Origin of the sequence: Streptomyces viridifaciens, from assembly GCF_001888885.2 — a bacterium.
GTDB classification, from domain to species: Bacteria; Actinomycetota; Actinomycetes; order Streptomycetales; family Streptomycetaceae; genus Kitasatospora; species Kitasatospora aureofaciens.
On the sequence record NZ_CP090840.1, the window covers coordinates 939399 to 954166 of the forward strand.

Here is a 14768-nt window from a genome sequence, read left to right on the forward strand (position 1 = left end):
ACCGCCCGTCGGAGGACGGCGCGAGCGGGACGGACGGGATGAACGGGATGAACAGTACGGACCGGACGGTTTCGGCGTCGTCCCCGTCGTACCCCGGGACGAGGCGCGGTCAGGGCGCGCCGGACAGGACTTCGACCGCGCCGGTGTCCAGCGAGTAGTAGGCGCCGACGACGGCGAGGGAGCCCTTCGCCACGAGGGGGGCGAGGTCCTGGTTGGAGCGCAGGTCGGCCGCCGTCAGCGTGACCTGGGCGCGCGACATGGTCTCGACCGGGTCGGCGCCGCCCTCCTTGACCGCCTGGTCGTACGCCGGCCGCAGGGCCTTGGCGATCGCGTCCAGGTTACCGGGCAGCGGCTTGCCGTCCCGGAAGGACTCGTACGCCGCCTTGACCGCGCCGCAGCGCTGGTGCCCGAGGACCACGATGAGGGGGGTGCCGCTCGTCATGGGCCCGTACTCGACGGATCCGGTGACCACCGGGCCGACCGCCTCCCCGCCCGTGCGCATCACGTACAGGTCGCCGAGGCCGGTGTCGAAGAGCAGCTCGGGCGGCACCCGGGAGTCGATGCAGGAAAGGATCGACCCGAAGGGCTCCTGCTCCTGGGCCACCAGCTGACGCCGGTTCGGGTCCCGGTCGGGGTGCTGGAGGTCTCCGCTGACCCAGCGCTTGTTGCCGTCCATCAGCCTCGTGAACGCCGCAGCGGGCGTGGTCGGCCGTGCCTCCGCCGAACCGCCGCTGCCCGTGGGCGTGGCGGGAGCGGCAACTCGCGAGTCCGCCCTCGTCGTCGTACACCCCGCGAGCGCGACCGCAGCGCTCATCAGCCCACCGGCGAGCAGCGCTCGACGACTCGGGCTACCGGCTCCGTCCATCGGTTCGTTCCCCTCACTGCCACTCGGACTCGTCCTGTGTCCGGACCAGGACGATTGTTCGGCCTGGTCGGGGCGACGCGGCGGCAGGCGCAAGGGGGCGCGCGCCACATTGCTGCGGACGGCCCACACCACCCGCCACCCACCGGGGTCACGTCGTCCGGCGGGATACGCGGGCATCACCCCGCGGATGCGGGAGAGGGTGAACACCCGCGCGTCCTCCCGCGGGGGCCGTGCTACCGCGCCGGGCGTTCCGGGTGGGTCAGGTTGGCCCCGCTGCGGGGGTCGAAGACGTGGATCCGGGCGGTGTCGATCCGAAGGTCCAGGGGGCCGCCCTCGGTGGCGCGGGTGGCGGGGGCGAGCCGTGCCACGACGTGCTGCTCCTGCATGCCCGTGTCGGCCCGGCCCGAGTCGGCGGCGAGTTCGGCGAGTTGGTCCAGTTCGTCGAGATGGGTGAGTTGGGTGAGTCCCGCCGTCGGCGCCGGTCCGCCCCCCTGCGTGAAGTGGACGTAGACGTCGGAGCCCACGGACTCCCTGACCTCGACGGTGACGGTGCAGGTGACCCCGCCGCCGTGTTCGGTCAGGGCGGCGTCCTCGAAGTTCTCGGGGCGGATGCCGACGATCAGCTCGCGCGGGGCGTCCGCGCGTTCCAGGGCGCGCCGGGTACGGTCGTCCAGCGGCAGCGCGCCCAGCGAGGTGTGCAGCGTGTTCTGCTCCAGTGCGGCGCCGAGGAAGTTCATGCCGGGCGAGCCGATGAAGCCGGCGACGAAGAGGTTCACCGGCTCGTCGTACAGGTGCTGCGGCGAGCCGACCTGCTGGACGACGCCCGCCCGCATGACGACCACCCGGTCGCCGAGCGTCATCGCCTCGACCTGGTCGTGGGTGACGTAGACGGTGGTGGTGCCCAGGCGGCGCTGGAGCGCGGCGATCTGGGTGCGCATCTGCACCCGGAGCTTGGCATCGAGGTTGGAGAGCGGCTCGTCCATCAGGAAGGCCTTGGGCTCGCGGACGATCGCCCGGCCCATCGCGACCCGCTGGCGCTGCCCGCCGGAGAGGTTGGCGGGTTTGCGGTCGAGGTGCTGCGTCAGGTCCAGGATGCGGGCGGCCTCCTCGACCTTGGCGGCGATGGTCGCCTTGTCCGCCTTGGCCAGGCGCAGCGCGAAGCCCATGTTGTCGCGCACGCTCATGTGCGGGTAGAGGGCGTAGCTCTGGAAGACCATCGCGATGTCGCGGTCCTTGGGCGCGCGGTCGTTGACGACCTGTCCGGCGATGCGCAGGGTTCCGTCGGTGATGTCCTCCAGCCCGGCGATCATGTTGAGCGTGGTGGACTTGCCGCAGCCGGACGGGCCGACCAGGATCACGAACTCGCCGTCGGCGATGGTGAGGTTGACGTCGCGGACGGCGAGGGCGCCGTCGGGGTAGCGCTTGGTGATGCCGTCGAGGACGATCTCGGCCACGGTCCGCCTTCCTGGTCCGCCGGGTGGGGCGGTCTCATCCTTTGACTGCGCCGGCGGTGAGGCCGGCGACGATGCGGCGCTGGAACAGCAGTACGAAGACCACGATCGGGATCGTGATGACCACGGCGGCGGCCGCGATCGAACCGGTCGGCTGCTCGAACTGGGAGCTGCCGGTGAAGAAGGCGATGGCGGCCGGTACGGTCCTGGCGGCGGTGGTGGAGGTCAGCGAGATGGCGAACAGGAAGTCGTTCCAGCAGAAGATGAAGACCAGGATGGCGGTGGTGAACACGCCCGGTGCCGCCAGCGGTGCGATGACCAGACGGAACGCCTGCCAGGGCGTGGCGCCGTCGACCTTGGCCGCCTTCTCCAGGTCCCAGGGGATCTCGCGGAAGAACGCCGAGAGCGTGTAGATCGCCAGCGGGAGCGAGAAGGTCATGTACGGGATGATCAGTCCGGGCCAGGTGTCGAAGAGGCCGAGCACCCGCTCGATGTCGAACAGCGGTGAGACCAGCGAGATCGGCGGGAACATCGCGATCAGCAGGGAGATCCCGATCAGCAGCCGTTTGCCGGGAAAGCGCAGCCGGGCGACCGCGTAGGCCGCCATGGTGCCCAGCACGACGGCGATGGTGGTGGCGATCACCGCGATCCCGATCGAGTTCACCAGGGCCCGGGTGAACTCCGAAGTCCGGAAGATGCCGCGGTAGTTGGCCACTGTCCAGGTGCGCGGCACGAAGTTGCCGTCGGTGAGGGTGGCGGGGTCCTTGAAGGAGAGCGCCACGATCCACCACACCGGGAAGAGCGCGTAGAGGACGACCGCGAGATTGACGATTCCCCAGCCGGTCAGGGTCCGGGTGCGGCGGGTGCTCATCGGCGCTCCGCTTCGGTGCCCGGCGCGGCCGTGCCGAAGAGCTTGACGAAGACCAGTGCGATGAGCGCCACGCAGACGAAGATCAGGACGGAGATCGCCGAGCCGATGCCGAGGTTGAGCGCGGTGAAGAGGTTGTCGTAGCCGAGGATCGAGACCGAGCCGGTGCCGTTGGAGCCACCGGTCAGCACGTAGATGTCGTCGAAGATCCGGAAGGCGTCCAGGGTGCGGAAGAGCAGGGCGACCAGGATCGCCGGTTTCATCAGCGGCAGGATCACCAGGCGCAGCCGCTGTCCGGAGGTCGCGCCGTCCACCATCGCCGCCCGGACGGTCTCGTCGGGCACCAGCGCGAGGCCCGCGAGCAGGAGCAGGGCCATGAACGGGGTGGTCTTCCACACCTCCGCGAGGATGACCAGGCCGATGGCGGGCCACTGCTCGGTCAGCGGGGCGCTGCCCCCCGGCAGCAGGGCGGCCAGGTAGCCGGTGCCCGGTGTCCAGGCGTACTGCCAGGAGTAGGCCGCGACCACGGTCACGATCCCGTACGGCACCAGGACCGCGGTGCGGACGGTGCCGCGGCCGAAGACGGCGCGGTGCATCACCAGGGCGAGGGCGAGTCCGAGGGCCAGCTCGACGGCCACCGACACGACGGTGATCAGCACGGTGACGCCGAGCGCCTGCCACCAGACGGGGGAGGTCAGCACGGCGCCGTAGTTGGCGAGTCCGACCCAGTGCGCCTGGTCGGGGAACCGCAGGTCGTAGCGCTGCAGCGAGAGGTAGACGGCGTAGCCGACCGGGTAGGCGGTGACCGCGAGCATGACGACGGCCGCGGGCGCGCACAGCAGCAGGCCGAGCCTGCGTTCCTGGCGGGCGCCCCGGGAGGGCCCGGCCGCCTTCGGAAGGGCGGCGTCGCGGGCTCGGGTGGGTGGTGTCACGGAATCAGCCCCTTCGAGCCGAGGGCGTCCTGGATCTGCCCGCGGAGGTCGGCCACGTCCTTCTCCGGGCGGATGCCGGCGGGCGGGGAGAGGGTGTGGGAGATGGCGATGGACACGTTCTGGTAGGCGGGCGTCTGCGGCCGGACGCTGGCGCTGTCGAGGGCGGCGAGCACGTCGGCGGCGAAGGGGTAGCTCCGGGTGAGTTCCTCGGTCCGGTACAGGCTGCGCAGCGACGGCGGGAGACCGCCCTTCAGCGCATTGGTGAGCTGGTTGTCCCGGCTGCGCAGGCACAGGGTGGCCTCGAAGGCGAGGTCGGGGTGCCGGCTGTAGGCGCCCACCGCGAGGTCGATCCCGCCGATGGTCACGCCGGCGGGGCGGTCGGGCGTCACGGCGGGATAGGGCGCCCAGTGGAAGTGCGGGAACAGTGCGGGCTGGTTGGCTTTCATCGACGGGTAGACGAACGGGTAGTTGAGTTCGAAGGCGGCGGTGCCGGACTCCATGGCGAGCCGGTTCTGGTCCTCCATCTGGTTCGGCAGCGAGGGGTCGGCGGCAGCGGAGGTCGCCAGGTCGTGCATGACCGTGGCGGCCGCGACGGCGGGCGGCCCGAGCGAGGGGGCCTGTGCGTCCGGGGTGAGGACGGAACCCCCGGCGCTGGCGACCAGGGTGTTGAACCAGACCGTCAGTCCCTCGTACTGGGCGCCCTGGATCTCCACGTAGTGCGGTTTGCCCGCACGGGCCAGGTCCTCCGCCGTGGCCAGCATCTCGGCCCAGGTCCTGGGCGGGGTCCGGACCAGGTCGTCGCGGTACCAGAGCAGTTGGGTGTTGGAGTTGTACGGCGTCGCGTACAGCCGGCCCCGCCAGGTCGCGGTACGGACCGCTGCGTCGAGGGTGTCGGCGGTGCCCCGGTCGCGTAGCTGCCCGGTCCACTCCCGGATCCATCCGGCCTCGGCGAACTCGGCGGGCCAGGTGACGTCCAGACCGAGGATGTCCACGTCGGTGTCGTGGGCGGCCATCCGGCGCACCAGTTGCTGGCGTTGGCCGTCCGCGCCGCGGGGCAGCTTGTCGTACCGGATGGTGTAGCGCCCGCCGGACTGCTGCCCGCAGCGGTCGGCGGCTTGCTGGAGCGCGCCCGAATCGTCCGGGAAGTTGTACCAGTTCAGCGTGACCGGGCCGTTCTGCCCGCCGCTGCCGCAGCCGGCCAGGGTGGACACGACCACGGCCAGCCCGGCGGCGGCACTCGCCCACCGTGAACGGAGGCTGGGGACCGTCGGCATCGTTCTCCCGTGGTGGGGCGGAGTCGTTCTCCCGTGGCGGGGCGGAGTCGTTCTCCCGTGGCGGGGCGCTCCCGTCGGGGCGCTCCGGTAGCGGGGCGGACCGGCCCCGACGACCCTAGCCCGCCGCCCCGGCCGAGTCCCCGCGTGCCGCGCCGTCGACCAGCCGGACGGCCCAGCCTCCGGAGACCGGCGAACCGTGACGGGGTTCGACCGGTGGCGGGGTTCGACCGGTGGCGGGGTTCGACCGGTGGCGGGGTTCGACCGGTGGCGGGCTCGTCGGCGTAGGAGATCCGGGTGCCGGTGGTGGAGATGCGCACCTTCACCACGACCGAGGCGCTGCCCGCGATGAATCCCCGGGCGGGCGGACACCACCACCCCGGTGGTGTCCGCCCGCATGCGGCCGGGCCTCGGCTACCAGCGGTCGTGCACCTGCGGCCGGATGCGGCGGTCGTACAGCTCCCGGACGGCGTCCAGCGTGGCCGGCGGCAGCGGCGCCAGTGCCGCAGCCGCGGCATTGGCCCGTGCCTGCGCCACGTTGCGGGCACCGGGGATCACCGTCGTCACCCCGGGCTGCTGGACGACCCACCGCAGCGCGGTCTGGGCCGCAGTCGCGCCCTCGGGTGCGAGCGCGGCGAACTCCCGTGCCGCTTCGACGCCCGTCGCGAAGTCCACGCCGGAGAAGGTCTCGCCCTGGTCGAAGGCCTCGCCGTGACGGTTGTAGGTGCGATGGTCGTCCGGGGCGAAGACGGTCCGCTCGCTGTAGCGGCCCGAGAGCAGCCCCGAGGCGAGCGGCACCCGAGCCAGGATCGCGACCCCGGCCGCCTCGGCGGCCGGCAGCACACGCTCCAGCGGCTTGAGCCGGAACGCGTTCAGGATGATCTGCACGCTCGCGACGCCCGGGCGCGCGATCGCGGTCAGCGCCTCCGCGCACGACTCCACGCTCACCCCGTAGGCGGCGATCCGCTCCTCCGCCACCAGGGTGTCCAGGGCGTCGAATACCTCGTCCGAGGAGTAGACGGGCGTCGGCGGGCAGTGCAGCTGCACCAGGTCCAGCCGCTCCACGCCCAGGTTTTCTCGTGAACGGTCCGCCCAGGCACGGAAGTTGGCGAGGTGGTAGTGCTGGGGACGCTGCTCGACCCGGCGGCCGAACTTGGTGGCGACGAACACCTCCGCGTCCGGGCGCTCCTTCAGGAAGCGGCCGATCAGCCGCTCACTGCGGCCGTCGCCGTAGACATCGGCGGTGTCGAAGAGCGTCACACCCGCCTCGACGGAGGCCTCCAGTACGGCCAGGGCGTCCTCCTCCCGCACGTCACCCCAGTCGGCACCGAGCTGCCAGGTGCCGAGTCCGACGATCGAGACGGGACGGCCGGTGCGGCCGAGTACACGCTGTTCCATGGCACGAGCCTCTCACGACCTCCGGGGACAGCCCCTCCGGCACCGCACAACCGGCCCGTGACCCAGGTCACCACCCCCGTCCACGCGCTCGGCAGCGTCGCGGGCACGGAGTCGGTTCCCGGCGCCGACGGGCAGCGCTCACACGCTCGGCACCGCCCACGACGCCTCCGTGTTCGCCGAGCGGGTCCACACGCCCCGTGTTCGTGTTAAGGAGGTGTTCGACTTCAGCCACGCGGAGATCGGCGAGGCCGTCGAACGCTCGGAGTCGGCGGTGCGTCAGGTCGCCCATCGGGCGCGAGCACGTGCAGGCCCGCCGTCCGCGCTTCTCCGGCGACCGGGCGGTCAAGCAGGACGCGACCGAGCGCTGCAGGGCCGCGTCCTGACGGTGCACAACGTCGCCAGTCCCGAGAAGCTGCGGGCCGTCAGCGAGGGCACCGTGCACGACCTGCGGGGTTGAAGCAGAGCGCGTCCCCGGCCATGAGGCCCCGGGAAGATCCGCCGGACGGGCCCGGTGCTGGGGCTCCCTCAGCGTGAATCGGAAGTGGCGTGCAGTCCGGCGGTGGGCACGTCGTCGAGGGGGACGGCCGCGACGGTGTCCCAACGGATTCGTCGGCCCGAGGCGTCCGACCCGTCCACCGGCACCCGTTGCCAGTACACCTCGATCAGCTCGATCCGGCGCACCGTGAAGGGCGCGTGACCGGGCCGGACGCGGTGGATGACCTGCGCCAGCTCGTCGGTGTCGACGTCCGCGGCGGCATACCCCGCGGTCAGGTGGAGGACGCCGAGGGGGTAGGCGGTGGAGTCGGGGCCGCAGACCTGGTGGATCGCGGAGCGGACCCGGTGCTGGAGGACGGCGAGTTGGTGGTCGGGGTGGAGGTCGAGCCGTACGCCGGTGCGGTACGCGAGCGGTGATCCCGCCTGGAGGACGAGCGGTCCGGTACCGGCGACGGCGGTGCGCAGTCGGTCGGCGAGTTCGCGGCGTTCGGCCTCGCCGATGGCGTCGGCCGGCGTGGAGGTGATCATGTCGAGCGTGATGTGCGCGTGGTCGTCGGGCACCGGGACCACGGGGAAACCGGCCAGTGACTTGCGCAGGTCGCCGAGCAGCGTGCGCAGGGCCGATCCGGCGGAGAGATCCGGCAGCGCGTACACCTGGAGGACCCGGACGCCGTCGGGCCACGGCTGCCGGCCGAAGGTGGGGTGGAACGCTTTCACTACCGCCTCCTCGTGGTCGGGATCGGCCGGGCTCGGGCGCCGGGTTCGGTCCGGTCGGCCTGGGTCGGCCTGGGTCGGCCTGTCCGATCCTGGCGCATCGGGCATCGGTGGGAGGAGGTTGAGCGGTCGAGTCACACGATCGTGCCAACGGAAACCAGGTGGTCTGATCCCTCGTCCACTACGATGATCGTTTTTGCTTGGGCCGGCCGACTGGGGGGACGTGCCGACATCTGGCCATCCGCCTGCGCTCAGCCAGGCCGCCGCCGCCACGTTGCCGATGCCGCGGTTCTGAGTGGCCACTGCTCTCAGTGGCCACGGGCGCCCGTGGCGCCCGTGGTACTCAGCCGTACGTCGCTCCGGAAGCAGGGCTCGCGACCGCTGGCGGCCGCGCGTACGAATCCGACCGGCGAAAGGCCGACAGACATGACCACAGACACCGACAACACTACTGAGCGGCCCTCAGCGGCCCCCGACGACCGAGCACCGTCACGGCGGCGGCTGCTGCGGATCGGGGCCGGCGTCGCGGGCGGCGGCGCCCTGCTCGGGGCCGCGGCCGGGGGCGGGATGCTCGCCGGGTGGGTGCCCGGTGGGGTGACGCTGAAGAAGGCGCTGGGGATGACCGGGACGGACGGCAGGATCCCGGACGTCGCCCCGGGGCCCGTGCGCGTCGAGAAGGTGCGTTCGGCGGCGCGGGGCCGGGAGGTCACGATGGTGACCATGCTCCCGCCTGGTGCCGCGGCGAGCACGAACCTGCCGGTCTGCGTCCTGCTGCACGGCCGCGGCAACGACGCACAGGGCATGGTGACGCTCGGGGTTCCCCAGTTCCTGGCGGCCGCGGTCCAGGGCGGTGTGCCACCGTTCGCCGTCGTCGCGGTGGACGGCGGGGACGCCACGTACTGGCACCGGCAAGCCGCCGGCGGCGATGACCCGCAGGCGATGCTCCGCGAGGAACTTCCCGGCTGGCTGCACGCCCGCCAACTGCCCACGCCGCGTGCCGTGACGGGAATCTCGATGGGCGGATCGGGCGCCCTGCAGTACGCCGTCGGACGCACCCAGGCCGGCCGCAACCTGGACGCCGTGGCGCTGCTCAGCCCGGCCGTCTTCCGCACCTGGGCGGACGCCCGCACCACCGGCGGGTACGTCGACGAGACGGACTGGCAGGCCCACGAGCCGACGCTGCGTCTGGACCAGTTGCAGACCGGCACCCTCGGCGTGTGGTGCGGTCAGGAGGACCCGTTCTGCCCCGCCGCCCGCCAGGTCGCCCGGCAGGCGCGAGCGCGGGTCGGGCGGTTCCCCGACGGGGAGCACACGGACGGCTTCTGGCGGCGGGTGATGCCCGACGCGATGTCGCTCCTGGGGCACGCGCTCGCCACCGCCTGAAAAGTCCCGCTCGCGGAACCCGTCGCGGTCCGGAGCGGAGCCAGAGCCGGAGCCGGAGCCGGAGCGGAGCCGGAGTCCGGAGCGCCGTCAGCGGTACCAGGTGCGGATGACTGCCGCGGCCTCCCGCACGTCGGCGTGCCCGGCGCGGATACGGGCGGCGAGGTCGACGGCCTGTTGGGGCTCGGCGGTGACGATGACACCGGAGGCGCTGAGGTAGGAGGCGGCCACGACGGCAGCGAAGTGCTCGTTGGCGGACTCCAGGGCGGGGACGCGGATCAGCTGGTGCATCAGCGCGGCGGCGCGCTGGTTCACGGCCTCGTAGACGGGAACGCCCATGACCTCGTCGGCGTGCCGGGCGACGGCGGCGGCGAGGGTGCCGTAGTCGGTGACGTCCGGGTCGCCGGGTACGAACTGGTGGGCGATGTCGAGCAGCCAGGCCCGATCGATCCGCAGGATCACGCCGCGCCCGCCGCCACGCCACGGGCGGGGGCCGGGCCCGGGTGCCATCCCGGGTACTGGCCGCGTTCCGCCTCGAGGACCGTCCCCCGGGCCTGCCCGGCGTTCTCCGGTCGCGCGCTCAGCTGCTTCATGTGCGCGAGCGTAGCGGTGAGTAGCGGGCGCTACCAAGACACGGGGGAACGCGGGGGAATGCTGCCCGGCCGACCGACGGACCGTGCCGGAATCCGCAGCATTGGCATCACCCGCGCATCCGGTGGCCGAGCCCTTGCGACGCCACTCCCCCGGTGTCGGTGGGTCGATCTGTGAGCGAACTCCTTTCCCCCCACCTGAGCCTGCCCGTGCCCCGCCGGCCCCGGCACGCATTCGGCGCTGCTGAACCGGGACCTGGGGCCGGTGGAGTACGCGGTGGACGAGGACGCGGAACCACCGCGCCTCTACGTTTCCCGGATCCTGCGCTCCGACTGACGCCCCGGCCCTCCGCCGGGTGGCGCGCGGCCGCCGTCGTCGTGTCACAGCGCTCTGGAAGGCTGCGGCCCGTGATCGATCTTCCCCGTACCGGCATCAGCCCGGTGTTCGCCCCGGTGAGCGAGTCCTGGAGCGTTATTGACGCCTGGCTGGCCGACCACGTTCCCGCGAGCCTGGCGGAGCTCGGCCTGCCCGCGACTCCCGAGGCCGTCGCGAGGACCGCGGTACGGCTCGGCCTCGTGCTCCCCGCCGACCTGCGTGAGTCGCTGCCCTGCCACGACGGGGACGATTCCTACCTCCGCATCCTGCCCTGCGGCCCGCTGTACTCGAATCCGTCCGCTCCCGCCCGCAGGACCTGCGGGGCCAGATGCCGTCAGCCCGGACGGTACGGCCGTCGCTCCCGTCCGCGAGCGAGTCCGTGGTGGGGGCATGTCCGTACCAGAGTCGCTTCGGTCGCTTGGGTCGCTTCGGTAGCTGGCTCGACAGTTGGCGTCAGGGCCTCCAGCCCCGGGCGGTTTCCTGCCGGGGAGGCAGCGACCGAGCGACTGAAGCGACTGAAGCGACCCAAGGTCGGAGATCCTGGCGGCGCGCGTGAGCGCGCCGGTGGTTCTTCCTCGGTCGGCGACCGGAGCTACCGAAGCGACCCAAGCGACCGAGCCGGCGACTTGCAACCGGGTCCGACACCCGCGACACGCCGGGGGACGGGCCCCGCGAGACTCAGTCGCTTTCGGTCGCTGGGCTTCAGTCGCTGGACGAAATCCCAGGTCAGAGCACATGCACCCACCCCATCAGCGACCCAAGCGACTCAAGGTCGGGTATATGAAGACATTCCCGTGTGCGTGTGCGCGTTATAGACCCGGGCTTCAGTCGCTTCAGTCGCTGTTTGTTGGGAAAATCGGCTCCGACCTGCGAAAACGCCGGTGGACCGAAAACAGCGACCGAAGCGGCTCGGTCGCTGGCCCCGGGTTCGGTCGCTCAGTTTCCTCGCAAGTACCGGCGGTCCGGGACGGTATGTGCTCGCTCGGCTAGTCTGTGTGAGCTATCTTCTGGACTTCGGTCGCTTCAGTCGCTGATCCGGCACCTTCCAGTGCTCTGACCTGGCTTTTTGCCGTCAGCGACTGAACAAGCGACCCAAATCCGGGCAGCTACCCAGCTACCGAAGAAGCTGGGCGAGAGCTGCAGCAGCTACCGAACCAAGGGGAAGGGACCAGCGTGACGGCGCCGAAGGCCGTGGGGAGCGACCGAACGGAGCGTCAGCCGGACGCGCTGGCCGTCGCGCGCTGGTGTGCCGCCCAGGGATGGCCCGTCCATCCGCTGGCTCCCGGGAGAAAGACCCCGCCGGCGAATTGCCAGCCCTGCCAGGAGTCCCCGCACTCCCCCGCCGAGTGCCTCTGCCCACGGGTCGGTCGCTGGTGTCACGGCTTCCACGCCGCCACCACCGACCAGGACGTCATCAGTGCCTGGTGGCGGGTCAACCCGGGCTTCGGCACCGGCGTCGCCTGCGGGCCGTCCGGCCTGGTGGTCATCGACGTCGACAGCCACCCCGCGGACGTCCCCGCCAGGGACCGGATCCTGCCCGGGATCCCGATCCACGACCGGGTCGACCTCGAGGGCCTGGAGAACGGGTACCACACGCTCGCCCTGCTGGCCGCCCTGCGCAAGGCTCCCGACCCCTCCGCAGACGCCGGGACCCTGCGCGTGCGCACCCCTTCCGGCGGCCTGCACATCTGGTACCGCGACGACGCCCACCACCGCTTCACCTGCTCCACCGGCTCCTCCACCGGCCGTGCCCTCGCCTGGCAGGTCGACGTTCGCGCGCACGGTGGCTACATCGTCGCGCCCAGCACCGTCACCACCAGCGGCACCTACCGGCCCCTGCCCGGTGCCACCGTCCCGGCCCCGCTCCCCCGGTGGCTCGCCGAGGAGCTCATCCGCACCGGCCATCTCAAGGACCGCCCCCAGCAGCCCGGCAGCCCGCTGCCGGCCGTCCCCGACCGGGCCCGCCAGGCCGTGGTCGCGGCGGGCGGCGGCAGGCGGGGCGCCGAAAAGGTCCTCGACACCGTCCTCCAGGACGTCACCGACTGCGCCACGATCCCCGAGGGAGCCGGGTTCACCGGCAAGCTCAACCGCGCCGCCTACACCGTCGGCGGCCTAGTCTCCGCCGGACACCTCACCCACGCCGCCGCCGAGCGGCTGCTGACCGACGCCGCCCGCACCGCCCGTCCCGCCCAGGACCGGCAGAGCTCCGCCGTCATCCGTTCCGGCCTTGAGGCCGGAGCCCGGCAGCCACTGCACATCGGGAAGGCGCGAGGATGAGCGACAGCCCCCGCAAGAGGACGGTCTTCGATCCCGTGGCCGCTGCCCAGCAGATCCTGGAGTACTCGCCCGTCCCCGGGCCCGCGCAGGCCCCCTGGCACGGCACCGCCGTCCAGGAGAGCCTCCTCGACGCGCCCGCCGCCCCTGCCCCTGCTTCCGCTCCTGGTCACGGCCCCGGCGCGGCTTCGCAGGCGCCCGTCCAGCCCTTCCACGACTCCCAGGAACTGCCGAGCGTCCGGGCCCAGGCGGGCCCCGTTTCCCAGGCGGGCTCGAAGGCTGTTCGGCAAGAGGGCCGGCAAGAAGGTAGAGACGGTCGGCAAGAAGGTCCGCAGGCGAGTCAGCACGGCCTCCTGCCCGACTCCCTCTCCGACCGCGGCAACGCCAAGCTCTTCGTCCACCTCTACGGACGCGACTACCGCCACGTTCCCGGCATCGGCTGGTACCGCTGGGCCACCCACCGCTGGCAGCTCGACGAGGACGACACCGTCCTGTGGGCCGCCGGCGAGATGGCCGAGAGCATCGCCACCCACGACGCCCGCGGCCTCTACACCAACACCGACCTGCGTCGGCACCGCCGCCGCGCCCTGTCCACCTCGGGCATGAACGCCATGCTGGCCCAGGCCAAGTCCGCCCCCGGCATGGTCCTCAACGCCGCCCTGCTGGACGCCGACGCCTACGCCCTCTGCACCCCGGGCGGCGTCGTCGACCTGCGCACCGGCGCCATCGTCCCGCCCGACCCCAAGGTCCACCACCACTCGCGCTCCACCACGCTCGCCCCCGCCCGGATGCCCACCCCCCGCTGGGACCGCTTCCTCACCGACACCTTCGGCGACGACAAGGAAGGCCGCCAGACCCGCGACTTCCTCCACCTGCTGCTCGGCTACTCGATCAGCGGCGACGTCGGCGCCCAGGTCATGCCGTTCCTCTACGGCCAGGGAAAGAACGGCAAGTCCGTCCTCCTGGACGTCATGATCCAACTGCTCGGCGACTACGCGGACGCGGCCCCGCCCGGCTTCCTGATGGCCAAGACCTTCGACGGCCACCCCACCGACCTCGCCGAACTCCACGGCCGCCGCATCATCGTCTGCTCCGAGCTCAAGCCCGGCGACCGCTTCGACGAGGCCCGGGTCAAGCTCCTCACCGGCGGCGACAAGATCAAGGCCCGCCGGATGCGCCAGGACTTCTTCTCCTTCGAACCCACCCACAAGCTCTGGCTGCTCGGCAACCACCGCCCCGAGGTGGGCACCGGCGGCTTCGCCTTCTGGCGCCGCATGCGCCTCATCCCGTTCGAACGGGTCGTCCCCGAGGAACGCAAGATCGACAACCTCGCCCACGTCCTCGTCGCCGAGGAGGGCCCCGGTATCCTCGCCTGGCTCATCGACGGTGCCCGCCGCTACTTCGCGGGTGAGAAGGACCTGGCCGGACCCCAGGCCGTCCAGACCGCCACCACGGCGTACGCGGAGACCGAGGACCACGTCGGCCGTTTCCTCAAGGAGGCCTGCGTCACCGGGGAGGGCATGCGTGCCGAACAGTCCCAGCTATTCGGCGCCTACACCCGTTGGTGCGGCTTCGAGGGAGCCAATCCCGTATCCGGCCGCGCGTTCGCCGCACGAGTCCGCGAGACACTGGGTATGACCTCTCCCAAGGAGATGGTCCTGTCCAACAGCCGCAAGTACTACCCGGGCATCGGCCTGATCACCGACGACACAGAGGAGCAGAACGCGTGAGCGCGCTGATCGACCCGGCCGAGCTCGCCCACGAAACCGATCTCGTCTGGCTTGAGGACACCACCGACCTCGACTACGTGCGCCAGTCGCTCGACCGCCTCACCACCCGGCGCGGCCGCCCGGCCTACCACCGCGACGGCCGCATGGTCGGCTACGCGATCCTCGGCCCCGACGCCAAGTCCTCCCGCGCCTCCGGCACCTTCCGCCGCCGCGTCTTCTGGCTGCTGCCCCACGACCGCGACCAGGACCCGGACGGCCTCTACACCACCGGCGCCCCCTCCGAGGCCGTGGACCCGCGCACCGTCGCCCCGGGCGTCAAGGGCTACAAGACCGAGCGTTCCGAGGGCGGGCCGGCCTCACCGGCCATGCTCGAACTGGGGATAACGCTGCCGAAGGCGTGACGGCCCCGGAACTGTGCGGGGGG

General features: G+C 72.0%; 13 protein-coding genes and 1 pseudogene. 5 read left to right on the top strand and 9 right to left on the bottom strand.

Features of this window, described 5'->3' with window-relative positions:
• Positions 1–109 precede the first annotated feature (109 nt).
• From BOQ63_RS04325 to BOQ63_RS04350, 6 genes are all read right to left on the bottom strand, one after another.
• Positions 110–865 (bottom strand): carbonic anhydrase, encoded by a 756-nt coding sequence (locus BOQ63_RS04325; protein ID WP_191898885.1) that lies wholly within the window; start codon positions 863–865, stop codon positions 110–112.
• 233 nt (positions 866–1098) lie between these two features.
• Positions 1099–2319 (bottom strand): ABC transporter ATP-binding protein, encoded by a 1221-nt coding sequence (locus BOQ63_RS04330; protein WP_072653424.1) that lies wholly within the window; start codon positions 2317–2319, stop codon positions 1099–1101.
• A gap of 34 nt (positions 2320–2353) precedes the next feature.
• Positions 2354–3187 (bottom strand): carbohydrate ABC transporter permease, encoded by an 834-nt coding sequence (locus BOQ63_RS04335; protein ID WP_072653425.1) that lies wholly within the window; start codon positions 3185–3187, stop codon positions 2354–2356.
• Positions 3184–4116 carry a carbohydrate ABC transporter permease gene (locus BOQ63_RS04340; protein WP_033351319.1) on the bottom strand — a complete coding sequence of 311 codons (933 nt, stop codon included), beginning with the start codon at positions 4114–4116 and terminating at the stop codon, positions 3184–3186. Before BOQ63_RS04340 ends, BOQ63_RS04335 begins: the two co-directional genes overlap by 4 nt.
• Positions 4113–5390 carry an ABC transporter substrate-binding protein gene (locus BOQ63_RS04345; protein ID WP_072653426.1) on the bottom strand — a complete coding sequence of 426 codons (1278 nt, stop codon included), beginning with the start codon at positions 5388–5390 and terminating at the stop codon, positions 4113–4115. The genes BOQ63_RS04340 and BOQ63_RS04345 overlap by 4 nt, the downstream gene beginning before the upstream one ends.
• Before the next feature lie 411 nt (positions 5391–5801).
• Positions 5802–6785 carry an aldo/keto reductase gene (locus BOQ63_RS04350; RefSeq protein ID WP_030556083.1) on the bottom strand — a complete coding sequence of 328 codons (984 nt, stop codon included), beginning with the start codon at positions 6783–6785 and terminating at the stop codon, positions 5802–5804.
• 205 nt (positions 6786–6990) lie between these two features.
• Between BOQ63_RS04350 and BOQ63_RS04355 the strand changes: the two are divergent.
• Positions 6991–7165 (top strand): annotated as a pseudogene (locus BOQ63_RS04355) (RNA polymerase subunit sigma-24); the annotation flags it as partial.
• 145 nt (positions 7166–7310) lie between these two features.
• Here the strand turns inward: BOQ63_RS04355 and BOQ63_RS04360 are convergent.
• Positions 7311–7997 carry a 2'-5' RNA ligase family protein gene (locus tag BOQ63_RS04360; RefSeq protein ID WP_072653427.1) on the bottom strand — a complete coding sequence of 229 codons (687 nt, stop codon included), beginning with the start codon at positions 7995–7997 and terminating at the stop codon, positions 7311–7313.
• A gap of 423 nt (positions 7998–8420) precedes the next feature.
• Here BOQ63_RS04360 and BOQ63_RS04365 point away from each other — a divergent pair, with 423 nt between their 5' ends.
• Entirely contained in the window at positions 8421–9377 is a 957-nt protein-coding gene (locus BOQ63_RS04365; protein WP_167395651.1) for an alpha/beta hydrolase, read from the top strand.
• A gap of 87 nt (positions 9378–9464) precedes the next feature.
• Here the strand turns inward: BOQ63_RS04365 and BOQ63_RS04370 are convergent, their stop codons facing one another.
• Together BOQ63_RS04370 and BOQ63_RS04375 are read right to left on the bottom strand one after the other, a co-directional pair.
• Positions 9465–9836, bottom strand: coding sequence for a hypothetical protein (locus BOQ63_RS04370; protein ID WP_030556091.1), 372 nt, complete (start codon positions 9834–9836; stop codon positions 9465–9467).
• Entirely contained in the window at positions 9833–9967 is a 135-nt protein-coding gene (locus tag BOQ63_RS04375) for a hypothetical protein (RefSeq protein ID WP_360334216.1), read from the bottom strand. The genes BOQ63_RS04370 and BOQ63_RS04375 overlap by 4 nt, the downstream gene beginning before the upstream one ends.
• Before the next feature lie 1546 nt (positions 9968–11513).
• Here BOQ63_RS04375 and BOQ63_RS04380 point away from each other — a divergent pair.
• From BOQ63_RS04380 to BOQ63_RS04390, 3 genes are read left to right on the top strand one after another with little or no spacing between them, the layout of a single operon-like run.
• On the top strand, positions 11514–12617 hold the full coding sequence (locus BOQ63_RS04380; RefSeq protein WP_454130596.1) for a bifunctional DNA primase/polymerase: 1104 nt from the start codon (positions 11514–11516) through the stop codon (positions 12615–12617).
• Positions 12614–14344 carry a DNA primase family protein gene (locus BOQ63_RS04385; RefSeq protein ID WP_078656756.1) on the top strand — a complete coding sequence of 577 codons (1731 nt, stop codon included), beginning with the start codon at positions 12614–12616 and terminating at the stop codon, positions 14342–14344. Before BOQ63_RS04380 ends, BOQ63_RS04385 begins: the two co-directional genes overlap by 4 nt.
• Entirely contained in the window at positions 14341–14745 is a 405-nt protein-coding gene (locus BOQ63_RS04390; RefSeq protein WP_030556097.1) for a DUF6009 family protein, read from the top strand. The genes BOQ63_RS04385 and BOQ63_RS04390 overlap by 4 nt, the downstream gene beginning before the upstream one ends.
• Positions 14746–14768: the final 23 nt, after the last annotated feature.

Excerpts from the sequence above, each read along its gene's own strand:
- BOQ63_RS04345 (WP_072653426.1), bottom strand. The coding sequence starts at position 5,390 with ATGCCGACGGTCCCCAGCCTCCGTTCACGGTGGGCGAGTGCCGCCGCC.
- BOQ63_RS04375 (WP_360334216.1), bottom strand. The coding sequence starts at position 9,967 with ATGAAGCAGCTGAGCGCGCGACCGGAGAACGCCGGGCAGGCCCGGGGG.
- BOQ63_RS04335 (WP_072653425.1), bottom strand. The coding sequence starts at position 3,187 with ATGAGCACCCGCCGCACCCGGACCCTGACCGGCTGGGGAATCGTCAAT.
- BOQ63_RS04365 (WP_167395651.1), top strand. The coding sequence starts at position 8,421 with ATGACCACAGACACCGACAACACTACTGAGCGGCCCTCAGCGGCCCCC.
- BOQ63_RS04350 (WP_030556083.1), bottom strand. The coding sequence starts at position 6,785 with ATGGAACAGCGTGTACTCGGCCGCACCGGCCGTCCCGTCTCGATCGTC.
- BOQ63_RS04325 (WP_191898885.1), bottom strand. The coding sequence starts at position 865 with ATGGACGGAGCCGGTAGCCCGAGTCGTCGAGCGCTGCTCGCCGGTGGG.
- BOQ63_RS04385 (WP_078656756.1), top strand. The coding sequence starts at position 12,614 with ATGAGCGACAGCCCCCGCAAGAGGACGGTCTTCGATCCCGTGGCCGCT.